The 23,271-nt window shown below is 65.0% G+C and carries 22 protein-coding genes; 9 read left to right on the forward strand and 13 right to left on the reverse strand.

The genetic code is table 11. The features are described 5' to 3' along the window. Positions 1–3 precede the first annotated feature (3 nt). The 7 genes from B4N44_RS17360 to B4N44_RS17390 all read left to right on the forward strand — a co-directional run bounded on the left by B4N44_RS17360 (position 4) and on the right by B4N44_RS17390 (position 6,314). The gene (locus B4N44_RS17360) at positions 4–1,509 is read left to right on the forward strand and encodes a hypothetical protein (protein ID WP_296703543.1); all 1,506 of its coding nucleotides are present in this window, start codon (positions 4–6) and stop codon (positions 1,507–1,509) included. A 194-nt stretch (positions 1,510–1,703) separates the two neighbouring features. Continuing rightward, positions 1,704–2,522 carry a class I SAM-dependent methyltransferase gene (locus tag B4N44_RS17365; protein ID WP_296703545.1) on the forward strand — a complete coding sequence of 273 codons (819 nt, stop codon included), beginning with the start codon at positions 1,704–1,706 and terminating at the stop codon, positions 2,520–2,522. Further along, positions 2,519–3,361: an SAM-dependent methyltransferase gene (locus B4N44_RS17370; RefSeq protein WP_296703548.1), complete on the forward strand. Its 843-nt coding sequence runs from the start codon at positions 2,519–2,521 to the stop codon at positions 3,359–3,361. Before B4N44_RS17365 ends, B4N44_RS17370 begins: the two co-directional genes overlap by 4 nt. 140 nt (positions 3,362–3,501) lie before the next feature. Next, a complete protein-coding gene (locus B4N44_RS17375; RefSeq protein WP_296703552.1) occupies positions 3,502–5,499 on the forward strand; it encodes a BCCT family transporter in 1,998 nt (665 codons plus the stop codon). Positions 5,500–5,639: 140 nt separating this feature from the next. Continuing rightward, positions 5,640–5,888: a hypothetical protein gene (locus tag B4N44_RS17380; RefSeq protein WP_296703555.1), complete on the forward strand. Its 249-nt coding sequence runs from the start codon at positions 5,640–5,642 to the stop codon at positions 5,886–5,888. Beyond that, a complete protein-coding gene (locus tag B4N44_RS17385; protein ID WP_296703556.1) occupies positions 5,888–6,010 on the forward strand; it encodes a hypothetical protein in 123 nt (40 codons plus the stop codon). Before B4N44_RS17380 ends, B4N44_RS17385 begins: the two co-directional genes overlap by 1 nt. 163 nt (positions 6,011–6,173) lie before the next feature. Continuing rightward, positions 6,174–6,314 (forward strand): hypothetical protein, encoded by a 141-nt coding sequence (locus tag B4N44_RS17390; RefSeq protein WP_296703559.1) that lies wholly within the window; start codon positions 6,174–6,176, stop codon positions 6,312–6,314. A gap of 79 nt (positions 6,315–6,393) precedes the next feature. Here B4N44_RS17390 and B4N44_RS17395 read toward each other — a convergent pair whose 3' ends face one another. The 6 genes from B4N44_RS17395 to B4N44_RS17420 all read right to left on the reverse strand — a co-directional run bounded on the left by B4N44_RS17395 (position 6,394) and on the right by B4N44_RS17420 (position 13,051). Further along, positions 6,394–7,938 (reverse strand): mechanosensitive ion channel family protein, encoded by a 1,545-nt coding sequence (locus tag B4N44_RS17395; protein ID WP_296703562.1) that lies wholly within the window; start codon positions 7,936–7,938, stop codon positions 6,394–6,396. A gap of 89 nt (positions 7,939–8,027) precedes the next feature. Beyond that, on the reverse strand, positions 8,028–8,855 hold the full coding sequence (mutM, locus tag B4N44_RS17400) for a bifunctional DNA-formamidopyrimidine glycosylase/DNA-(apurinic or apyrimidinic site) lyase (RefSeq protein WP_296703564.1): 828 nt from the start codon (positions 8,853–8,855) through the stop codon (positions 8,028–8,030). Further along, the gene (locus B4N44_RS17405; protein WP_296703567.1) at positions 8,855–10,015 is read right to left on the reverse strand and encodes a hypothetical protein; all 1,161 of its coding nucleotides are present in this window, start codon (positions 10,013–10,015) and stop codon (positions 8,855–8,857) included. Before B4N44_RS17405 ends, mutM begins: the two co-directional genes overlap by 1 nt. Next, positions 10,012–11,385, reverse strand: coding sequence for a GldG family protein (locus B4N44_RS17410; protein ID WP_296703569.1), 1,374 nt, complete (start codon positions 11,383–11,385; stop codon positions 10,012–10,014). Before B4N44_RS17410 ends, B4N44_RS17405 begins: the two co-directional genes overlap by 4 nt. Further along, positions 11,382–12,119: an ABC transporter permease gene (locus B4N44_RS17415; protein WP_296703572.1), complete on the reverse strand. Its 738-nt coding sequence runs from the start codon at positions 12,117–12,119 to the stop codon at positions 11,382–11,384. The genes B4N44_RS17410 and B4N44_RS17415 overlap by 4 nt, the downstream gene beginning before the upstream one ends. After that, complete coding sequence (locus B4N44_RS17420; RefSeq protein ID WP_296703575.1) at positions 12,116–13,051, reverse strand: ABC transporter ATP-binding protein; 936 nt, start codon at positions 13,049–13,051, stop codon at positions 12,116–12,118. The genes B4N44_RS17415 and B4N44_RS17420 overlap by 4 nt, the downstream gene beginning before the upstream one ends. Positions 13,052–13,263: 212 nt before the next feature. On the opposite strand from B4N44_RS17420, the gene B4N44_RS17425 reads away from it, so the two are divergent. Then, positions 13,264–14,121, forward strand: a complete 858-nt coding sequence (locus B4N44_RS17425; protein ID WP_296703579.1) for a DUF6920 family protein — start codon at positions 13,264–13,266, stop codon at positions 14,119–14,121. Between the two features lie 117 nt (positions 14,122–14,238). Here the strand turns inward: B4N44_RS17425 and B4N44_RS17430 are convergent, their stop codons facing one another. Then, a complete protein-coding gene (locus B4N44_RS17430) occupies positions 14,239–15,330 on the reverse strand; it encodes a thioredoxin family protein (protein WP_296703582.1) in 1,092 nt (363 codons plus the stop codon). Between the two features lie 191 nt (positions 15,331–15,521). Between B4N44_RS17430 and B4N44_RS17435 the strand changes: the two genes are divergently transcribed. Beyond that, positions 15,522–16,451, forward strand: coding sequence for a sulfurtransferase (locus B4N44_RS17435; RefSeq protein WP_296703585.1), 930 nt, complete (start codon positions 15,522–15,524; stop codon positions 16,449–16,451). Positions 16,452–16,527: 76 nt separating this feature from the next. Here B4N44_RS17435 and B4N44_RS17440 read toward each other — a convergent pair whose 3' ends face one another. The 6 genes from B4N44_RS17440 to B4N44_RS17465 form a co-directional block, all read right to left on the reverse strand. Beyond that, the gene (locus B4N44_RS17440) at positions 16,528–18,237 is read right to left on the reverse strand and encodes a winged helix-turn-helix domain-containing tetratricopeptide repeat protein (RefSeq protein WP_296703588.1); all 1,710 of its coding nucleotides are present in this window, start codon (positions 18,235–18,237) and stop codon (positions 16,528–16,530) included. A 423-nt stretch (positions 18,238–18,660) separates the two neighbouring features. Then, complete coding sequence (locus tag B4N44_RS17445; RefSeq protein WP_296703593.1) at positions 18,661–19,083, reverse strand: PGPGW domain-containing protein; 423 nt, start codon at positions 19,081–19,083, stop codon at positions 18,661–18,663. Between the two features lie 107 nt (positions 19,084–19,190). After that, positions 19,191–20,237, reverse strand: coding sequence for a hydrogenase expression/formation protein HypE (gene hypE / locus B4N44_RS17450; RefSeq protein ID WP_296703596.1), 1,047 nt, complete (start codon positions 20,235–20,237; stop codon positions 19,191–19,193). A gap of 86 nt (positions 20,238–20,323) precedes the next feature. After that, positions 20,324–21,472 (reverse strand): hydrogenase formation protein HypD, encoded by a 1,149-nt coding sequence (gene hypD / locus B4N44_RS17455; protein WP_296703599.1) that lies wholly within the window; start codon positions 21,470–21,472, stop codon positions 20,324–20,326. Beyond that, positions 21,469–21,753 carry a HypC/HybG/HupF family hydrogenase formation chaperone gene (locus B4N44_RS17460; RefSeq protein WP_296703603.1) on the reverse strand — a complete coding sequence of 95 codons (285 nt, stop codon included), beginning with the start codon at positions 21,751–21,753 and terminating at the stop codon, positions 21,469–21,471. The genes hypD and B4N44_RS17460 overlap by 4 nt, the downstream gene beginning before the upstream one ends. A gap of 290 nt (positions 21,754–22,043) precedes the next feature. After that, a complete protein-coding gene (locus B4N44_RS17465; protein WP_296703606.1) occupies positions 22,044–23,201 on the reverse strand; it encodes a nickel-dependent hydrogenase large subunit in 1,158 nt (385 codons plus the stop codon). Positions 23,202–23,271: the final 70 nt, after the last annotated feature.

Here is a 23,271-nt window from a genome sequence, read left to right on the forward strand (position 1 = left end):
GCGATGAGACGGAACGAACTGTATACGCGCGCCGGGACCGCTCGGCATCGGGCGATCGGGACGCTGCTGCTCGGGATGCTGTGTGCGCTCCCGGCGGCGGCCTCGGCCGATGTCGATGCGCTCGAGCAGCGTGTCGCGGAGCTCACACGCCAGCTCGAGGAGGCTCGGCGCGCACTCGCCGCAGCGAAGGACGAGCCGATCGGCACGGGCGCGCTCGATACCGGAGCAGACGACGCGACGGTTGTCTCGCAGAAGATGATCGCCCCGGGCGTCGTCGCCGAGACGGATGAGGCCCCGGACGAATCCGCCCCGGAAAGCACGGTGCTCAAGATCGGACCCGTGACCGTCGGCGGCGCCATGCGCGTCAACTATGTCCTCGGCAGCTACAAGGTGCAGGAGGCCGTCGCCGGGCCGAACCGCGGCGGCAACGGCGGCAACATCGAGCTGGACACCTTTCGGATCAATCTCGCGCTCGACTATGAAAACATCATCGGTCGGCTCGAGTACCGCTGGTATCCGGCCGGGACAGGCAAGAGCTACAACTTCCTCCATACCGGCTGGCTCGGCTATCGGTTTGCGGACGACAGCGAGGTCCAGGTCGGTGTCAATCGCGTGCCGTTCGGACCCGGTCCGTACGGCGTCTCGCAAAGCTGGTTCTTCGATCAGCACTACTATGTCGGCCTGGCCGACGACATGGATCTCGGCATCAAATACAGCACCGCCATCGGTCAATGGAAGCTGGACGCGGCCTACTATCCGTCGAGCGAGGGAAGCTATTTCGGTCGTAGCTTGAACAGCACGCGCTACAGCTACGACGCGGTACGTTGGGAGGAGTCGGTCGATGCCGACGGCAATGTGTCGTACGGCGGCGAGCACAACGGTTTCGACGAGCGCAATCAGCTCAACCTGCGCGCCGTCTACAGCCTTGCCGACACCGCCATCCCGACCGATGTAGGCGTCTCGCTCCAATACGGGCAGCTCAAGGGGCAGAGGACCGACGACGGCAGTCATTGGGCCGCTTCAGCCCACATGGTCAACCGGATGGGTCCGCTCACGATCGCCTCGCAACTGACCCGCTACGAATACGCTATCGACAGCGACAATCCCTGGGGCACGGATCAACTGATCCCGATGGGCGCGTACGACTTTGCGTGGCCGGTCGCGACCAAGGCCTGGATTCCGGCTGTCTCCATCAGTTACTTGGTGGAAACGCCGCAGATCTCCTGGCTTGACTCCGTGCTGCCCTACGTCGAGTACAGCAGCATCGTGAAGGACGAAAGCGACTTCAACGACAGCCAGATGTGGGTCGCCGGTGCCGCGTGGGCCAGGGGCGGCTGGTACATCTACAGCGATCTCGCCTATTCCAACGGCAATTACTTCGTCGGGAACGAGGCCAGCGGAGGCGGCATGGATGATTACGGACGAATCGACGGCGTCGGGGACTTCGGCGTGAACGGCAACGACAAATGGAACTATCGCTTCAACCTCAATCTCGGGTATTACTTCTAAACGGCGTGCGGCGCGGCATTTAGGTTTCGGATCGATGTCCAAGACGTCGGTCCGTCAGGTCGTGCGGTTCACGCACTCATTGGTTTATCGCCCGAATCGGGCGGCTCCGCTCACGCAGCGGTGAGGCGCTTGCTCAGATCCGACGGCGTCTTCAGCCACCAACATCACTCCCGCTCAGGGAGCCAGGAGGTGACATGAAGCTCGAACGCACCAAGCAAGACTACGGGACCAATCCCTTAAAGGTCCGCGACACCAATCATTATCAAGCCGAATATATCCAATCGTTCGTGGAGAAATGGGACGAACTGATCGACTGGGACGGACGCGCCCAAAGCGAAGGCGATTTCTTCATACGACTCCTCGAGGAGCATGGCGCGCGCAAGGTGCTCGATGTGGCCACCGGGACCGGCTTTCATTCGGTGCAACTCCTGCGGGCCGGTTTCGAGGTGACCAGCGCAGACGGCAATCCCGTCATGCTGGCGAAAGCCTTCGAGAATGCACGACGCAACGAGAAGATCCTGCGGACCGTACAAGCCGACTGGCGATGGCTCAATCGCGACGTCCACGATTATTACGACGCCGTCATCTGTCTGGGCAATTCATTCACCCATCTGCACGACGAGAACGATCGCCGCAAGGCCTTGGCAGAATTCTATGCCACGCTGCGCCACGACGGCATCCTGATCCTCGATCAGCGCAACTACGACGCCATCCTGGATCATCAGATTCCCCCGACGCACAACTACTATTACTGCGGCGAAAATGTCCGTGCTCAGCCCGAGCATGTCGACGACACGCTCGCGCGCTTTCGCTACGAGTTTCCCGGCGACCACGTCTTCCATCTCAACATGTTCCCCTTGCGCAAGGATTACACGCGCCGACTGCTCCACGAGGTCGGATTCCAGCGCGTCACGACCTATGGCGACTTCAAGGAGACCTATCGCGACGACGAGCCGGACTTCTTCATCCACGTCGCCGAGAAGAGCTACGTGGAAGGAGGTGACGACGCATGAGCGACACCTACTCCGCTGTCGTCGAAACCGCGCGCACCTATTACAACAGCGACGATGCCGACAACTTCTACTTCCACGTCTGGGGCGGAGAAGACATCCATATCGGGATCTACGACACGGCGGACGAGGCGATTGCCGATGCGAGCCGTCGCACCGTCGAGCGGATGGCGGCGCTGGTGCCCGGTCTGGGACCAGACACCCGGGTGCTCGACATGGGCGCCGGTTACGGCGGGGCAGCACGCTGGCTCGCCGGACGGTTCGGCTGTCGCATCACGGCCCTGAACCTGAGCGAGCGCGAGAACGCGCGCCACCGAGAGATGAACCGTGAACAGGGTCTCGACCACCTGATCGAGGTGGTGGACGGGAGCTTCGAGACCGTCCCCTCACCCGACGCGCGCTACGATCTAGTCTGGTCGCAGGACGCCATCCTGCACAGCGGGCGGCGCGAGCAGGTCATCGCGGAGGTCGCGCGCGTGCTGCGACCGGGCGGACGCTTCGTGTTCACGGATCCGATGCAGGCCGACGACTGCCCGCTCGGCGTACTCGAGCCGGTGCTCGCGCGGATCCATCTGGACAGCTTGGGTTCCATCGCGACCTACCGCGCGGCGGCCGCCCGTTACGGACTCGCGCCGATCGAGGTGATCGAGATGACGGACAACCTGGTCACCCACTACAGCCGCGTGCGCGAGGATCTGATTCAGGCGCGCGAGACGCTCGGCGGCAAGGTCTCCGATGCCTATATCGATCGCATGATCGCCGGTCTCGGGCATTGGGTCGACGCGGGAACCTCCGGCTATCTTCGGTGGGGAATCCTACACTTCAAGAAGGCCGCCGACTGAGGGTCATCGGTGCCGGACGTCATCGCGCCGGGAGACGCCGATCGTCCGGCCTCGCACCCGAGAAAACAGCGCGCACCTCGACCTCGGGCGACCCAGGTCGCCGCGTCCGGAGACGGACCTGATACCGAAGGATCACGACCATGAACGACACCAACGAATCGGCCCCTGCAACGGGAACCAAACCCTGGATTCAATGGAATCCCCCGGTCTTCATCATCTCGGCGGTGTTGACGCTGGCCTTGGTGCTCTTCGCCGCCCTCGCCACGGAGACCGCCGAACCCCTGTTCAAATCCATTCAGGATTGGGTGATCGAATCGGCCGGTTGGTTTTACGTGATGGCCGTGGCCGGTTTTGTCGTCTTCGTGATCGCGCTCGCCGTCTCGAGTCTCGGGCACATCAAGCTCGGACCCGATCACTCCGAGCCGGACTACAGCTACGTGTCCTGGTTCGCGATGCTGTTCTCCGCCGGCATGGGGATCGGTCTGATGTTCTTCGGCGTGGCCGAGCCGGTGATGCACTTCGTCGCCCCGCCGGTCGGCGACCCGGAGGTCGCCGAGGCCGCACGTCAGGCCATGCGGATCACCTTTTTCCACTGGGGTGTGCATGCCTGGGCCATCTATGCCGTCGTCGCGCTTTCGCTGGCCTATTTCGCGTTCAGGCACGGCCTGCCCCTGACCATTCGCTCCTCGCTCTACCCGCTCATCGGCGATCGTATCTACGGCCCGATCGGCCATACGGTCGACATCTTCGCCGTCTTGGGGACCATCTTCGGCGTGGCGACCTCGCTCGGATTCGGGGTGATTCAGATTAACTCCGGGCTCAACTATCTCTTCGATGTGCCGACATCGATCGGCGTTCAGGTGATATTGATCGCCGGCATCACCGCCATTGCCACCCTCTCGGTGGGGCTCGGACTCGACGCGGGGATCCGGCGTATCTCGGAGTTGAACATGATCCTGGCCGTGGCATTGATGGCCTTCGTCCTGATCGCCGGGCCGACCGTCTTTCTGCTGCAGACCCTTGTTCAGAACACCGGGATGTATCTGTCGAATCTGTTCGAGATGACCTTCAATCTCTATGCCTACGAGCCGACCGACTGGATCGGTGGCTGGACGCTCTTCTATTGGGGCTGGTGGATCGCCTGGGCGCCCTTCGTCGGCATGTTCATCGCGCGTGTCTCGCGTGGGCGCACCATCCGTGAATTCGTCACCGGCGTGCTGCTGGTACCGCTGGGCTTTACCTTCATGTGGATGACCTTCTTCGGCGACACAGCCATCCACATGATCATGGTCCAAGGGATCACCTCGCTCGCCGCCGCGGTGGCGGCCGATACCTCGGTGGCGCTCTTTCAGTTCTTCGAGCATCTGCCGTTTTCGAGCGTATCCGCGCTGCTCGCGACCCTCTTGGTCGTCACCTTCTTCGTGACCTCCTCGGACTCCGGATCCCTGGTGGTGGACATCCTGACCTCGGGCGGCAAAGAGGAATCACCGCTCTGGCAGCGCATCTTCTGGGCGGTCGTCGAGGGCGTAGTCGCCGCGGCCTTGTTGGTCGCAGGCGGGCTGGCCGCACTGCAGACCGCGACCATCGCCAGCGCACTGCCCTTTACGATCGTGATGATCCTCATGTGCTGGGGCTTGCTCAAGGCGCTGCGCATCGACGCGATCAAGCATCTGAGCCTGCGCGAGGCACGGGTGACACCGGGCGGTCCGCAGAGCCCGGTCAACTGGCGGCGCCGACTGCGCGCACTCGTGCACCAGCCGACCCAAGCCGAGGTGTTGCGTTTCATCAGCGACATCGTCAAACCCGCCTTGAGCGAGGTCGTCGAGGAATTGGGGAAAATGAGCCTAGATGCCGGGCTCGTGGAAGGCGAAGACGGCCGTGTCTGGGTCGAGGTCCGCCATGGGAGCGAGATCGATTTCTTCTACTCGGTCCGCCCGCGCCCCTATGAGTCGCCCAGCTTCGTGCTGCGCGACACCCGCGCCAGCCGGGCGAAGGCGCTCGAGTATTTCCGCGCCGAGGTCCACCTGCGCGAAGGCGGTCAAGACTACGACCTCATGGGGTGGAGCACCCAGGACATCATCGGCGACGTCCTCGACCAGTACGAGCGGCACATGCACTTTCTGCAGACGGTGCGTTGAGGTCTCGGCAGTCCCCGGCCGGGAAGGCCTGTTCGCAAGCGCGAAGCTGGACGCATTTAGCCCGGTAGCCCGGTAGCGCGGTGGCTTGCGGGTTGGCATCTGATGCACCAGCATCACCGCATCAACTGCTCGAGAAGGTCATGCGCACGACACTGGATATCGACGATCAGGTTCTGAATGCCGCAAAGGAGATTGCTCCGCGCCAGCGCAAGACGGCCGGTGCGGTCATCTCGGAGCTCGCGCGTCGTGCCTTGACACAACCCTTACCGGAGCAGCAGGCCCCATTGTTCGAGCCGCAACCGTTTTGCGGTTTCCGTCCCTTGGCATCCGAGGGCCGGGTCGTGACCGACGACCTCGTCGAGCGCCTGCGCGAGCAGGACGAGGGCTGATGCGCGCATTGCTCGACGTGAACCTGCTGATCGCGCTGCTTGATGCGGCGCATATCCGCCACGACCGCGCCCGGGCCTGGCTCGAGGCCAACATCGAGCAGGGGTGGCATCCTGCCCGCTGACTCGGAACGGCTGCATTCGCATCCTGTCCCAATCCGCCTACCCAGGTGCACAGCCGCCCGCGGCGATCGCGACGCGACTCGCGCAAGCCGCAGCGACACCCTGGCACTCGTTTGGCAACATGGCCTGCGTCTACTCGAACCTCGGCACCTGGATCGGCGGCACGTGCTCGACTCACGCCAGTTGCCCGATGTCTATCTGCTGGCACTGGCGGTGCACCATGGCGGTCGCTTGGTGACTTTCGATCGTGCGGTGCCGCTCGCCGCCGTGCCTGAGGCCACCAAGGCGCATCTGGAATTGCTTTAAACCGCACCGGCTCCAATAGTCGTCAAATCCGGCGGGGCCAATCCCATCCAAAAACATCGCATACCTCGCTGGGCGCGGTTTAGGGTCGCCGCGTAAAGCGCGATGGGCGGGCCATGAGCCCTTCGATGCGCTGGCGGATATCGCGCAGGCTCAGGCGCCCGACCGGCTGGCGGCTCGCAGCCCTGGCCGCATCCGCGGCGTCGACGCGCTCCTTCACGATGCGGGCGAGACGCTCGGCCAGTTCCGGGCGTTTGGCCAGCAAAGACCGCAGGCAATCCAGGTCGATCCGGATCAGGTTGACGTCGCTCTTGGCCCGCAGCTCCAGGAAGGAGGGCTCGTCGGTCAACATGGATGTGATCCCCAGATGGTGGCCCGGGCCGAGGACCTCGGTCACCTTGCGGGTGCGATCCGGCAGCGTGATGGCGGCCTCCACGAGTCCGCCGACGATCACGTAAAAGGCATCGCTCGGCGCGCCTTCGGCGAGGATGACATGACCGCTGTCGAAGTGAGAGTAAACACTGCGCGCGGCGACCTGCTCGAGCTCCTCCTGCGTGAGCAAGCCCGCCACATCCAAGCCCTTGAGCGCGAGCAAGATCGTCGGCGGCTCGGCCTGGACCACGGCGGCTCGACGCGTATGCAGCTCATGGACCTCCGGCGCGATGCTGATCCCGGCGCGTTGCATGGCCCAATGAATCTCGCGGAACAGCTCCTCGCGACCGCGAAACACCGCGGGATAGTTCTTCAAATGGACCCACACCATGTACTGGTAAGGAATGGTGGTCGCATCCGCGAGACGAACGATCGGGTGGGGAAACTTGAGGACGCTTTCGCACCGCAAGGCCGCGTCGAGAATAAGTGCCGTGGCAAAGCGCGGATCGACCTCGGCCGGGATCCGAACGAAATACCAGGGCGCAAAGAGATGCTGGTCGTCGTGCAGATTTTTCAGCGGCTCGCCGGCCATCTTTGAATTCGGGATGACATGGGTGGCATTGTCCCAACCACGCAGGCGTGTGGCACGCCAGTTGAGGTCGATGACTTGACCGACGGTGCCGTCGCGCAGCTCGACCCAATCACCCATCTTGAACGGCCGCTCGATGCCGAGCGCGATCCCGGAGAAGAGATCCCCGAGTGTGCGCTGGAGCGCAAGGCCGAGCACCGCGGCGGCGACACCCGTGGAGAGCCAGATCCCGGCAAAGGAATAGCCTCGCTCCCACATCAAGATCGCAATCCCCACGAACATGAGCGCAGCATAGATCAAACCGACGACCAGCTTCGGCACGCGCTCGGGTAGTGCATCGTCGGCCTTGCGCAGGATCATCACCTCGATCAGGCGAGCCAGCAGCCAACTGGCGACCAGATAGCACACGACGAGGGTTGCGGTCCGAACCCCGGCATTGGCATTCTCGAACTCAAGCCACGGCGTGAGCAGCAGAAGCAGACTCCCCGCCACCAATACCAATAGTGGCCACAAGAGCAGATCGCCGACGGCGAGCATGATCGGAGCGCGTTTGCGCAACCAGCGGCCCTGCAGCGGCCCTGTCCCCAGGCGCCAAAGCATGAGCGCGAGCGCCACGCCGAGCAGAATGGGCCAATGCAGTTGAGCGAGTCGTTCAAATAGGATCATCTTCTCTCCGGGCGGTCTGCATCAGGCCGACGGCACGCACCGGGCGGGCAGATTCAACGGCGAGTGCTCGCGGCGTCACCGCGAGCGGATCAGTGTTGGCAGTGCACGCAATAAAAACTCGAGCGCTGCCCGATGCGTCGCTGGCGGATCGGCGCGCCACAGGCGACGCAGGGCTCGCCGGTGCGGCCGTAGACCCGCAGGGACTGGGCGAAATAGCCGGGGTTGCCGTCCTCTTGGACGAAGTCGCGCAGGGTCGTGCCGCCCTGCCTAATGGAGGCTTCGAGCACGCCGCGGATCACCTCGGCGAGACGACGGTAGCGCTCCAGGCCGATCCGATGACAGGCGCGAGCGGGATGAATGCCGGCCAGGAAGAGCGACTCGTTCGCATAGATGTTCCCGACCCCGACGACGACGGAGGCATCCATCAGGAAGATCTTCACGGCGACCCGTCGTTCTCGGCTCAAACGATGGAGATGATCGCCGTCGAACGCCGTCCCCAGCGGCTCGGGACCCAGGTCGCACAGCAGCGGATGATGGGCCTCGGCAAGCTCGGGCGTCTCCGGAAGCCACAAAAAAAGACCGAAGCGGCGCGGGTCGTGAAACCGAAGACAACGCCCGTCGGAGAGCACCAGGTCGAGGTGGTCGTGTTTCTTCGGCGGACTGTCCGCGGGGACCACCCGCAGGCTGCCGGACATCCCCAGATGGATGAGCAAACTGCCCTGGTCCAAGCCGATCAGGAGATATTTGCTGCGTCTCGACAATGAGCGCACCGTCTGACCGGCCACGCGCTCCGCAGTCTCGGGCGGAATCGGTCGACGCAGCCTCGGATCACGCACGATCAGACGCTCGATGCGACTGCCCTCGAGGTAGGGGCGGATGCCGCGGAGCGTGGTCTCGACCTCCGGAAGCTCGGGCATCAGGGTTGCCCCCTCGACGGATCGGGATCCGCATGCACGGGACCCGCATCGGCAGGATCCGGGGCGAAGGGATCCAGACCAAAGCCCTCGGGGAGGTCTCGACCCGCCTCGACCCCGAAACCCTCCTGCTCGACACCGTCCCGAGTCAGCACCTCCTCGCGAAGCACATCATGCGGGCGCAGACGGACCTCCGGCGGCGAGCCGAGCGGGAGCTCACCGGAGAGTGGCGCGTCCGGGTCCATCAGGGAATCCAGCGTACCCGGCGATTCGCGCCACTCGGGGTCCGGGGCGAAGACGTCTGCTTCCGGACTCGACGCGGGCTCGGGCCAGGTGGAGTTCGTCGTCACGGCGTCCTGCTCGGAGATAGGCGCCGCAACCGAGACCGGCGGGGTCGGGTCGATCGCGCTCGGATCCTCGATCAGCTCGGCGGGCTCGCCAAGCACGTAGGTCAGCCTCAGATCCGGTCGCGTCCAACGGCGACCGTCCTCCGACACCCGATAGCGCACCCGCGTCCCGTCCGACGCGCTCAGCTCGAGCAGCGTACCGGTCGGCTTGCCGATCAAGGGCTCGATGCGCTCGGCGACCAGGCTCTCGAGACGGCCCAAGGTCTCGCTGCTCAGCGGGACGGTCTCGTGCGTGGCGAAGACAGGCCCGAGATCGCGCGGGAGCGGCCCGCGCGCCACATAGTCGATCGGCGGCGCGATCAGCAGATGCTGGAAGCGGTCCGGGATGAGGTGGACCAGATCGTCGCTCGCGACATAGCGCCATTGCTCGATCGGGTCCAGCCCGCCCATCGCGATGTCGGTCGTGTCCAGGCGCAGACGCAGCTTGACCGGGTCCAGACCCAGCGCATCGAGCGCGGCGGCCTGCGCCGGGACGCTGCGCAGGAGCGGCGCGTCGCGGATCGTCAACAAGGCAGCGACGCGGTCCGGGTCGGCATCCACGTCCCAGGGCGAGCGTATCCGCCAGCCGGAGGCGAGACGCTCGAGCGCGATGGTCGGCTCGCCCTCGCGGACAATCTCGATCAGGTGCGGCTCGGGCGCACCCGAGCCGGCCAATCTCGCCGGGGCTTGCGTGACGGCGAGCTCGTGACGAATCGCCCAGGCGAGTGCCGAGAGGACGAGGATCAGGACCAGGTTGAGGATCCAGCGCGCCATCATGTCCCTCTCCAGCGCAGCCAGCGGATACCGAGCCCGATCAAAAGGAAGAGCGCGGGGAAGATGACCAGCGACCCCAGCCCGACGCGCAGCCGTTGCTGCTCGTCGAGGACGAGCGCGTCCGGCCCGAGCGGATCGGGCGGGAGCAAGGTGAGATCGCCCGGGTCGCTCAGCCAAGCCAGCAGGGCAAGCGCGAGCGCCCGATTCCCGTAGGCGCCGATCTGGGCGTTGCTCGCGAAGTCGCCGTCGCCGACCACCAGGACGCGCTGCTCGCGGCCATCCTCCGGCACCGGACGACTCAGGGCCAGGAGGACCGGGAGCGGACCGGCCTGTTCCCCGATAATCTCGTCGCGGTCGATGAGCCCATCGAGCCGACCGATCTCGTTCCAGCTCCGCGCGCCGGTCGCCAGATAGGTGTCCAGCATCCATCCGGGAGCGGACTCGGTCGCGAAGGCGATGCTGCCCGGCAGCAGGGCCGGGACGTCGAGATCGGCCGAGAAGGGGTGCTCCGGATACTCGGTGATGACCGCGACGGCCGGGGTTGCGACACCCAAGGCGGCGGCGTCCGCGTCCACGACAGTGCCGGGCAGAATGCTCAGCCCCAGATAATCGACCAGGGGCTCGAGCCCGTTGAGCGTTCCGGGATCCAGTAGCCAGAGCAGATGACCGCCCCGATCCAGATACTGGATCAGGCGCTCGACGACACCCGGAAAGAGCGTGATGCGCGGCGTGGAGAGCACCAAGATCCGAGTGTTGATCGGTACTTCCTCGACCCGGCCGAGATCGAGCGGACGCGCGAGAAATCCGCGCTCCGACAGCTCGCGACCCAGACGCCCGAGGTCCAGCCCCGCCTCGCCCTGGATGGCGCGCTCGCCGTGACCCTCGATCACGGCGACCCAGGGGATGCGGCCGGCACCGAGCCGGGCGATGGCGGCACTGATCGCCCGCTCGCCGACCTTCGCGACGATTTCGCGTCGCCCGCGATAGTCGAGCACGATCTGGCCGATCAGCGTCACCTCCGCATCGCGCGCGCGCTCCGGGAAGAGCTGGGGGTCCACGACCTCGATCAGCATGCCGGGCTGTGCCTGTCGATAGCGCGCCAGCAGCCGCTCGATCCCCTTGCCGAGCGGACTCGCGGGGTCAGCGAAGACGGTGGCGCGCAGCGGGCCGTCGAGTCGGGCAAGGATGGCCAGACTCTCGGGCGTCAGGGTGTTGGCGCCGACGGCGGTCCAGTCCCAATAGCGGTCATGGCGTGCGATCAACCAGCCGCCCGCGATCAGTACGGCGAGCAGAAGCACGAGGAACAGCGCATCCGCGAGCGGGCGCTCGAGGCGTCGCAGCTGCGCCGTCGCGAATGGCAGGATGCGTTTCACCGCAGAACCCGGTTCGCGAGTCGACGGTGGGTCAGGGCCAGAAAGAAACCCGTGAATCCGAGCAGATAGGCCAGATCGCTCAAACGCACGGCCCCGAGCAGAAACCAGAAGAGATGCTCGTTCCAAGAGAGCCAGCCGAAGAGCGAGAGATCATGCGCACCCAGCGTCTCGACCCGGCCGATGACGGAAAAGACCAGCAGGATCGAGAAGGCCGCGATGACGGATGCACCCGTTTGAGCGCTCAGGCTCGAGGCATAGAGCCCCACGGCGCAGAACATCGTGCCGACCAGCCAAAGCCCGAGCGTGGCCGCAGCCATCTGACCCGGCTCCAGCTCGGCATTGCCGGCGAGCAGCGCAATGTTGAGGACCGGCAGCAGACAGAGCGGCGTCATCAGGAGCGTCAGCGCGAGAAACTTCCCCGCCACCAGCTCGCCGGCACGCACCGGCGCGGCGGCCACCAGCTCGAAACTGCCGTCGCGAAACTCCCCGCTGAACATCCGCATGGCCATCAAGGGCACCGCGAGCATGAGGATCACCGCGCCAAATCCGAACAGGTTCAGCGCCAGCTCCACAGTCAGACTCGCGACCCGCTCGTCGGCCCCCAGACCCGTGAAGTCGTCGACCACCTTCAGAAAGATCCAGGCGAGCACGAGCTGAGCGCCGCCGAGCAAGATCCAGGGCAAAGGCGACACCAGCGCGCTGCGCAGCTCGCGACCCGCGATCACGCCGATCATGCCGTCCCTCCCGCGCCGATCAGATCGAAGAAGACGCGCGCCAGGTCCGGGGGCTCCGGACCCAGCTCGCAGAGATCCAACCCGGCGGTCAGGATCTGACGGGCCAGATCGGCGGACTCGGCGCCCTCGGCCAAGATCACCCGAAATCGGTCCTTATCCAGTGCGATCGCGGCCTCGACGCAGGCGATGCGCTCGAGTCGCTCGGCACCCGAACAGACACCGGAATCGCCCCTCGGGCGCAGGCGCACCCGCCAGAGCGCGGTCGGACCGAGCGCGCCGAACCGGTCGCTGCGCAGCATCCGGCCTTGATGGAGCACCAGGACACGATCGCAGACCGCCTGGACCTCCGACAAGATGTGGCTCGAGAGGATGATCCCGCAGTCGCGCGACAGCTCGCGAATCAAGCCGCGGACCTCGCGGATCTGGAACGGATCGAGCCCCTCGGTCGGCTCGTCGAGGATCAGGAGCTTCGGGCGATGCAGGATCGCTTGGGCAATCCCGAGCCGCTGGCGAAAACCCTTGGAGAGCTTGGCGATGAGCGTGCGACCGACCGCGTCGAGCCCGCAACGCTGCTTCGCCCGATCCACCGCATCGGCCACATCGGCGCGCGGAACCCGATGTAACCTGGCGCAGTGGCGCAGATACTCGTCCACGCGCAGCTCGGGATAAAGCGGCGGGCGCTCCGGCAGATAGCCCAGATGCCGCTTTGCCGCGACCGGGTGCCGCGCAAGATCGATGTCCAGGATCTCGACCCGGCCACCGCTCGGCGCAAGTGTCCCGCTCAGCAGGCGCAGACAGGTCGTCTTGCCGGCCCCGTTCGGCCCGAGCAGACCCAGCACCTCGCCCTGCCGCAGCTCGAGATCGAGACCGCACAAGGCCCGACGGGCTCCGAAGCGGCGGCTGAGATCGGTGACGCGGGCGAGTGTGTCCATGACGAGTGAACGATACCCTGTGCGTGCGGCGTTGCCAAACCGCTCCCTATCGGATCGGTGGACGGATCAACGATCACCTTGAATAATGTCGGGGAATCGTCCCGAGCGCCGGCTCCAGCGGTCGTCACGTCTGCCGGGGCCGATCCCATCCAAAAAACATCCCATACCGCGCTGGGCGCGGTTTAGCAGACCCCCGGAACAGAGAATCGCACATGTGGCTGAACCTGGTTTTCCTGTTGTTGCTCGCGCTCGTCATCATGCCTACGGCCGTTCTGCTCTTCGGGGTCACCCGGTGGCAGGCCGGCACGACACGGCTGCAATCACGTCTCGAGGCCGGCCGCGGCAGGATCATCCCCAACACCTATGACTCGAGCGAGCTGGAAGGGCTGCCCGCGCCCGTGCAACGCTACTTTCTCGCGAGCTTGAAGGACGGCCAACCCATCATCTCAGCTGCAGAGCTGGGGCTCGAAGGCGAGATCGACCTCGGGCGTGCTCGGGGCAAATGGTCCCCCGCGATGGCGACCCAATCGGTGGTCATGCAGCGTCCGGGGTTCCATTGGGACGCCCGGGTGCGCATCGCCCCGGCGACCAAGGTCTTCGTGCTCGATGCTTATATTGCCGGCACGGGCGTGTTGCAGGCCGCGCTCTTCGGCCTGTTTCCGGTCATGAAGGTTCCGAGCAGCCCGGAGCTGACACATGCCGAGCTGATGCGCTTCCTCGCCGAGGCCCCCCTGTACCCGACCAAGCTCCTGCCGAGCCAAGGGGTGGTTTGGGAGCCGATCGACGATCGCTCGGCCCGTGCCACGCTCGCCGACGGCGATCTGAGTGTGTCGCTCGTCTTCGACTTCGACGAGGCCGGTCTGATCGGCGGCGTGCGCGCGAGCGGGCGTTACCGCGCGCTGAACGGAAAGATGGTCCAAACGCCCTGGGAGGCCAGCTTCTCGGACTACAAGGAACGCAGCGAGATGCGGATCCCGGTGCAGGCCGAGGTCGCCTGGATCCTGCCGGAGGGGCGCAGGCCCTACTGGCGCGGTCGGGTAACCGAGGTGATGTACAAGTTCTCCGCCTGAACGGCATCGCTTGCGGGCCATCGGTGAGTCCTTCGAGCACCCGAGCGACAACCCGCCGCTGAAGCGAGGGCGAGCAGCCCGTCCGACAGGCCGAGCGGCCGAGGCAATCAACCGGGTCTACGGCACCTCGCCCCCCGATGGCTCCGGTTGCGGCAAACGCTGCTCGAGGGCCTTCGAACGGGCGAAACGCTGATAGGTCCACTGTTTTTCGTACGCGCGCTCAAGGGTGTAGAGCAGCGAATTCACCATCCTCCGAGGCAGGACCAAGGCGTCGGTCCGCAGGACTTCGCGCCCGTTCTCCTCGAAGAAGAGCAGCGCGGGGAGGTGCGACAACCCCGACGCGGCGTACCACGCCGCCGGCGTCGTCCGTGTCCCGTCGGGCGCCAGCACAGATGTCTCGGCGTCTCCGGCATCGAGCCGGACGATCTCGAAACCCTCCAACAGCCGGCGTACCTGGGGCAGCGCCAGTACCTCGGTGTGAAAGACCTCGCACCCGGCGCAACCGTCGGTCTCGAAGATCACGAGCAAGGGTTGCCGGGCCGCGATGCGGCTGCGATCCAAGGCATAGGGGGGAGCACCGAAGCGCGGATCGGGGGCCAAGCGGTAGGTCGATCGCGCCGTCTCGGACTCGCTCGCGCGCTCGGCAAGGAAATCGCGAAAGGACTGCCCCCGATCATAGGCGCCCTCCAGGTAGTCCAGCACCAGCCCGAAGCGCTCCGGGTCTCGATAGCCGATCGCGCGATACAGGAGCTCACCGTTCGTGGCGTAGAAGAGTAGGGTCGGCGCGAACCCGGCTCCCTCGCGCTCGGCGAACTCCTTCACACGCATCGGTTCCCCGCCCGGGCCGACCATCTCCGCATCGCTGAACATCTCCAATCCGATCACATCGAACCGGGATCTGACCTCGGCGGCGATGGCCTCGTCGCCGAGGGTCCTGCGGATGAACTGCGCGCAGTAGGAACAGCCCTCGGTCGTAAACAGCACCATGATCCCCTCTTTACCCTCCGCCTGTGCATCTGCAAGGTCGTCGCGCAGATCCAGGAAACTCTCCTTGAACCAGCCCGGATAGGCGACGTGCGCGAGCACCGAATCATCGAAGTCACTCGCCGAGACGACGGACGGAGCTGCAAGCCAAAAGAGCGCGAGCCACAGGAGCATGAGCCGGATGCGCACGACGAGCAAAGAAGGGTAGGCGATATGACGGGGCATAGCGGACATCCGATTTCATTGATTTTCCAACAGTATAGGGATCCTCGCGTCGATCAGGTCCGGCGTCGTCGAAGCGTCGTCAAAAGGTCGTTTTGTCGCCGGCCGTCGTTTTGATCGGGCTGCTACACATACCCTATAGCCCGGGCAAGGCGCTCGGGTTCTTCGTTCGAGGATCACGAGAGGGCAAGGCGATGAAACGCATCTACACCGGATTTTTTCTCGCACTATGGCTCGGTTCGACCTGGGCGCAGGCGCCGGGAGCCTTGGTCGATGCGGCCTGGATCGCGGAGAACAGCTGCCTGGAGGATGTACGCGTGCTGGACATCCGCAGCAAGAAGATCGACGGCGAGTCGCGATCGGAATACTTACTCGGCCACATCCCCTGCGCGATGCATACCGACTATGTCAAGGGAGGCTGGCGGGCCAAGAAGGGAACCGTGCCCGGTATGCTGCCGCCCGTCGACGAGCTCGAGCGCCTCATCGGCGCAATGGGCATCGACGGGACCACGCATGTCGTGGTCGCGCCGCTGGGCGAGAACGCCAAGAGTATGTCGGCCGCGACGCGGGTCTATTGGACTTTCAAGCTCTTGGGTCACGATCGGGTATCTATCCTGAACGGCGGGACCCGTGGCTATGCCGCTGACAAGTCCCGGCCGCTCGAGACGGGCACGGCGATACATGTGCCGAAGGAATTCACCTCCCGGATGCGGCACGAGATGATCGCGGACCACGAGCAGGTGGCAACAGCCGCGGCCGATGGCGTCGTCTTGGTCGACTATCGCCGTGCCGACGAGTATCTCGGCATCACGCGCAACGGCAAGACGCAAAAGCCGGGCACACTGGCGGGCGCCCGCAACCTGCCGATCGAGTGGCTGACGCTCGACAACGGGGGCACGCTGCGTTCGCCCGAGTCGTTGCGTCGCTTGACGGTCTTGGCGGAGATCGACCCGGAGGCCCCGCAGATCGCCTTCTGCAACACCGGCCACAATTCGGCGCTCGGGTGGTTCGTCTCGAGCGAGCTTCTGGGCAATGCACAGTCGCGACTCTATGACGGCTCGATGGCGGAGTGGAGTCGGCTGGACGAGCGGCCTCTCGAGCGGAAGGTCACCGCAGCCGATTGACGGCGCAAGCGGCGACCGCCGGTGTGGTTGTGCGGGCGCAACGATTCGGATGATGGCGGCGATTCGGGTACGGCGCTCAGTCCGGCAGTCCGGCGCGCCGCAGATCCTCCAGGAAACGATCGCGATAGATCGGATCCTTGATCGGAAAGGCGCGTCGGACATGGGACACGGAGAAGGCCGGGTCCAGCGCAAGGATCTCGCGGGTCTCCCACTCGGCATCCCCAGGTCGATCGGCCGCGGCATAAGCCGCCGCGAGCCAGACGCGACTCAATTGAAAACTCGGACTCATCTCGACGGCGGCCTCGAAATCGGCCAAGGCCCGGTCGATGTCGCCGTTCTCGTAGTGGAGCGCCCCGCGCACGAGTCGGTAGATTGCCGGCACGCGGGGATTCAGACGGACCGCACGCTCCATGCTGACCCATCCGTCGTCGGCTCGACCTGCGAAGTGAAGGATCCAGGCCAGCAGCGCATGGGCATCGGCATAGTTGGGCTTGATCGCGATCGCCTTCTCGGCGCTGCGCATGGCGGCGGCATAGTGGCGCCGAAACAGCTCGATCTGGCCTTGGACGAAATGGATTTGAGGGACCATCGGATCAAGCGACCTCGCTTTGGCGATCAACTCTTCCGCCTTCGCGAGCCCGTCCTCCGCACCGAGGTCCCATCCGTCGAACGCATCGCGCCCATAGACCAGTGCGAGGCCGGCATAGGCACGGGCGAATTCCGGGTCGATGGCAATTGCTCGGCGGTAGTGATCGATCGCCATTTGGGTATCCTGGAGCGAACGTCTTCCATGGTGGTCGAGTCCGCGCAGAAAGGCATCGTAAGCCTCGATGCTCGGGACGTGACTGCGACCCAACCTCGCGCGATCGCTCGGGGCAATCTCGACCTCGATCGCCGAGAGGATGCTGGCCGCGATCTCGTCCTGCAGCGCGAAAAGGTCATCGACCCGCCGGTCATAGCGTTCCGCCCAAAGATTGCTGCCGCGCAAACCATCGACGAGCCGCACGTTGATCCGAATCCGATCCGCGGAGCGTTGAACGCTGCCTTTAAGGACATAGTCGGTGCCAAGCTCGCGGGCGATCGTACGCTCGTCTTCGGTGCTGCCCCGATAGGCAAAGGCGGAATTGCGGGCGACCACCCAGAGACCCGAGAGCTGCGACAGATCGGTCATCAGGTCTTCGGTGATCCCGTCGGCGAAGTAGTCCTGCTCGGGAACGGCGCCTAGGTTGACGAAGGGTAGCACCGCGATTCCGGGGGTCTGTGCCGGTGCCGGAACCGTGCCGCCGCCGTCGGACAGCGTTGGATCGCCACCGTTCGGGAGGAGAAGCCAGAGACCGATCAACAGGAGCGCGACGAACGGAATCAAGACGCGAAAGGCGATCGACGATCGGGTTTGCGCGGCACGTCCGACGGGGAGATTCGGCTCATCGGGCACCGCGTCGCGGACCTCGGCAATCAGGCGGTAGCCGCTCTTGGAGAGTGTCTCGATGTAGTGCGGGTGACGGGCCTCATCGCCCAGTGCCTTGCGCAGCTTGATGATGGCGCTGGTCACCGCATCGTAGGTCACGACCATCCCGGACCATGCCTGCGCCTCCAACTCCTCGCGCGAGACCACGGCGCCCGGCCGCGAGGCGAGAAAACAGAGGACCTGCATGACCTTCGGCTCGAGCTTGACCCTCCTGGTCCCGCGATGAATCTCGTTGGAGCGTGGATGGACCTCCCAGTCGCCGACGGCGAAGGGTGCATCAAGCCGCGAACAGGTCTCCGGATCGGGGGTCCTCGCCAAGGGTGAAGCCTCTATCGGCGTTGATTCGAGTCGCTTTCGTCTTAAACCGCGCCCGTTGAAGTATACGTCATGTGTTGGAATGGCTTGGCCGCGCCAGCTGCGACGACTCTCGGAGCTGGCACGGTTTAAGTTTAGACGTTGACCGAGGTCTTTCTTCCCGCAGGGCGCACGCGTACGCCGCTGCCCGCGCTGTTCCAGCAAGACCGGGCCGGCCTCGCTCATAAACCCCGCTACGTTGCCGATGGGAGCCGTTGAGTGGAGTGGACGTAGGACAAGCGTAGCGCAGTCCACCAGCGCCGGCGTGGCGTTCGGTGGACTGCGCTCTCGCTCGTCCTACCGGTCGGGCTTGTGAAAACGCCCGCCGGACATTGTCTCCGGTGCGATGGAGAGGTCCGAAAACAAGAGGATCAAGGTGACGCGGTGTCAGATTTGCGGCGGCATGAGTGGGACATGACCGCCGCGTCGGCGAATCCAATTGATTCCGTTCAGGACGCGCCGGTTACTCGCGAGTCGGCGCTCGAGCGCGTACTTACCGGGAAAGTCGCTCAGCACCAGGCCCATCATCATGGTGAGGATCCCCTGACCGGGCAGCACCAGCATCAGGATGCCAGCCAGGACCAAGACCCAGCCGACCAGATTCTTGAGCAACCGCAGGCTCAGATAGGCGACCGGATGGAGGCTCTGCATCCGCGCTGAATGCCGTTGCGGGTCCACGAAATAATCCTCCGGGATCCGCGCCAAGAGAAACGGCAAGGAGATCAGAGATCCGACGAACACCAGGACTGAAAGTCCGGCCAAGGACAGCAGCAGGCCCTGATGGGCCTCGATCCAGCTCAGATCGATCATTCGAATCTCCTTGTTCGTTCTAAACCGCGTCAGCTGCGACGCAGTCGAGTCGTACAACGTCCGGGACATCGGCCGATCGGTGCCTGTCCCGCCGGACGCGGTTTAGCTCAGCAGATCCGCGGCAACTGCTCGCCGGCAAGCCAATCGACGATTCGGCTTCCGCCGAAACCGGTCTCCATCTGCACGAAGCGATGCGGGTCCTCGACGACCTCGCCGATGATGGCCGATTCCATCCCGAGCGGATGGGCTTGCATGGCATCGAGTAGACGCAGGGCCTGATCGGGCGGGCAGATGGCGATCAGCTTACCCTCGTTGGCGACATAGAGCGGGTCGAGTCCGAGCAGCTCGCAGGCGGCGGCCACCTCGGGGCGAACCGGGATGGCGTCCTCGCGAATCTGCATGCCGACGCCCGACTGCTGGGCCAGCTCGTTGAGCGTCGTCGCCAAGCCGCCGCGGGTGGGGTCGCGCAGACAGTGGATGTCCGAAACAGCCGCGATCATGGCGGCGACCAGCTCATGCAGAGCGGCACTGTCGGAGCGGATCTCGGTCTCGAAGCCGAGATTCTCGCGCTTGGAGAGGATGGCCACACCGTGGTCGCCCAGGCTCCCGCTGACCAGGATCACATCGCCCGGCTGGGCGCGATCGCCCGAGATCAGGATGCCCTCCGGGACCACGCCGATCCCGGTGGTGGTGATGAAGACCCCGTCGCCCTTGCCGCGCTCCACCACCTTGGTGTCGCCCGTCACCACCGGCACGCCCGCGGCATTCGCGGCTTGCGCCATGCTCTCCACGATACGGGCCAGATCGCCGAGCAGGAATCCTTCCTCCAGGATAAAGCCGGCGGCCAGATAGAGCGGCCGGGCGCCGGACATGGCAACATCGTTGATGGTGCCGTGCACGGCGAGCGAGCCGATGTCGCCGCCCGGGAAGAAGAGCGGCGAGATCACATGACCGTCGGTGCTCATCACCAGACGACCGGGCGGCGGGGTGAAGAGCGCCTGGTCGTTGCCCAGCGTCAGGAGTTCATGGTCGAGATACCGCTGAAAGAGCTCGCCGATCAGTTGAGCCATCGCGCGCCCGCCGGAGCCATGGCTCATGTCCACGGCGCCCTTCTTGAGATCGAGTCGCACGGGAAAGCGCCGATCGGATGTCATTCTGAAACCTCGTGGTGAGACGACTGGGTCAGCCAGGGGAAGCCTCCTGCCTCCTGCTATCAGCTATCAGCTATCAGCTTCGGCTTTCAACCTCTGGCTGGCGGCTGGCGGCTGGCGGCGCTGGCAGCCCTGAACCGCCCGTAGCTCCAATAGGCCGCACAGGCGCCCTCGGAGGACACCATGCAGGAGCCCATGGGGTTGTCCGGGGTACAGGGGTTGCCGAAGAGCTTGCACTCGGTCGGTGTCTTCACGCCGCGCAGGATGGCCGGGCACTCGCAGCCCTTGATCTCTTTTGCGGGGGCGATCTCCACCGGAAAGCGCTCCTCGGCATCCAGGTCCGCGTAGGCGTCGGCCAGCGCCAAGGCGCTGTTCGGGAGGAAGCCGAGCCCGCGCCATTCGAACTCGGGGCGGATCCGAAAGACCTCCTCGATCAGGGCCTGCGCCTTGCGGTTGCCCTCCTCGCTCACCGCACGGGTGTACTGGTTCTCGACCTCGCAACGCCCTTCGTTGAGCTGCCTCACCAACATCAAGGCGGACTGCATCACATCGAGAGGCTCGAAACCGGCGATGACGACGGGCACGCCGAACTGCTCGGGCACGAAGCGATAGGGCCGGCTACCGATGAGCGTACTGACATGGGATGGGCCGAGGATGCCGTCGAGCTGCACCCCGTCGGGTCCGGCGCTGCTCAGGATCGTCTGCAGCGCCGACGGGGTCAGCACATGGTTGCAGAAGACCGAGAAGTTGGTCAGCCCCTCGGCGCGCGCGCTCTTCACGGCGACGGCGGTGGGCGGCGTGGTGGTCTCGAAGCCGATGGCGAAGAAGACGACCTGCCGATCGGGGTTCTCGCGCGCGATCCGCAGCACATCCCGGGTGGAGTAAATCATGCGGATGTCCGCGCCCTCGGCTTTGGCCTTGAGGAGACTCTTGCGCTCGCTCGCGGGCACGCGCATCAGGTCGCCGTAGGTACAGAGCGTGACGTCGTGCTGCGTGGCGAGCGCGATCGCATGGTCGATCCGGGCCATGGGCAGCACGCAGACCGGACAGCCCGGGCCATGAATGAAACGCAGGTTCGGCGGCATCAGGTGCTGCACGCCGTAGCGGAAGATGGCGTGTGTGTGACCGCCGCAGAACTCCATGAGGCGATAGTCGCGCCCGGGATGCGCCTCGGCGGCGATCGTCTCGGCGAGCCGGCGGGCGAGCCCTTTGTCGCGGAACTCATCGATGTATTTCAACGTTGGCCCCCGGTTGCCTGGACGCTCGACGTCGGCCCGGGCTCGCGCTCCAACTCTTCCTCGAGCAGCCCCATCTCGGCGATGATCTCGAGCGTGCGCTGCGCCTCCTCTTCGCTGATCTTGTTCAGGGCGTAGCCCACATGGACCAGAACATAATCGCCGACGGCCGCGTCCTCGATCAGGGCCAACGAGATCTCTTTGCAGACGGGTCCGAGCGCAACCTTCGCAGTATCGGCGGCGACATCGATCGAGGTGATGCGTGCGGGAATGGCAAGACACATGGACAAAAGACCTCGCAGGATAAAACGCGTCCGGGGTGATCAACAGGCGCGGAGATTCGGGGCCAACCCCGTCGTCAACCGGAACCGCGGCTAATCCGCGCCGGCTCCAACGGTGGTCAAGTCTGCCGGGGTCAATCCCATCCAAAAACATCGCAGACCGCACTGGTCGCGGTTTGAACACGTTTTATATCAATAAATTAAAAATCTTAAAACGCGCCATCCACAAGGGTATCAGACTCGCCCCCACACTGCGCCTGAACGAGAACCTCGCATGGCGCGCGGGGCGCGTTTCAACAGGTGAGCTTGAAGGCCACGCAGGGATCGATCGCCATGATCAGAAGCTCGGCCTGTCGACGCAACTGCTCCTCGGGGCCGGACGGCAAACTCTCCAGCGCGCGGGCCACGACGCCGCGCGGGTGAAAATTCCACTCCGTCGGCGCAAGGATTCGATACTCGCGGACCCGGCCGTCCTCGACCTGGACGACATGAGCCAGAAGACCGCGTGCCGCGAAGACCCGCCCGAGCCCGATCCCGTTGCCGCTCGCGACCCTCGGCTGCGTGGCGGCGCTCCCCGCGGAACTGCGGCTCAGCTGCCGCAAACCGGTTGCGACGTCCGCAAGTTGAGCGGCAAGGCGAACGAAGAGACCCGCCCCGTAGACCTCGATGAGCGGCAGGGGATGAACGCGCGTGAAGGGGCTGGTCTCGCGGGGTTGGCCCTCCCAGGTCGGACGTGCGACGAAATCGGCCCAATCCGGATCACTCATCCGCGCGATCAGATCCTCCTCGGAGAGCCTCGGCAGCGCGGTGATCGGGGTCTGTCCAAGCGACGCCTCTCCCGATTCCAGCAGGGAGCGCAATAGGCGAGCCGCCAATGTCTCTGTCTTGCGGCACCAGCGTTCGAAGCCCGAAGGATCGCCGATCAGGTTCAACCAGTGCTCGGGCGTGACCCCGAAAACCTTTTGCGTCAGCAGATCGGTCAGATCGGTGAGCAGGACATCGAGGCCGGGGGTTTGACCCGACGCCGCGCTCACTCCGGCGCTGAACAGATCGCCGGCGGGGTCGAGCCGCGCGAGGATACGATTCGACAAGGCAAGGACCGCCGCCATCTCGTCACGACTCGGCGGCTCACCCAAGATCGGTGGCCAATCGAGCAGGATTCGCCACAGGTGCTCGCGAATTGTCTCCGCTGCAATCGCCGCCTCGCGCCGTCCTCGGATACGCGGACTCGGCAACACCCCGGACGCCTGCTCGAATGCCGCAGCACAGGCGCCGGCTTGGGCGCGGGCGCAGATCGAGAAAAGCAGCGGCAGGCGCGCCATCGTCTCCTCGGGCGTGCGCCCGGAGAAGGCCGACGCGGCCGCGACCGGACGCGTCGAGGCGATCGTGCAGTGGAGACCACCCGAAGACGGCGTCAATCGAATATCTAGACTTCCACCCGGATCGGACATGCGGCTCACGGACCTCCGGATTGGCGATGCAGGACTTGCAGTGTAGCCGATCGGGCTTCAGGATAGCTCA

Origin of the sequence: Thiocapsa sp. UBA6158 (assembly GCF_002423035.1) — a bacterium.
Lineage (GTDB): Bacteria > Pseudomonadota > Gammaproteobacteria > Chromatiales > Chromatiaceae > Thiocapsa.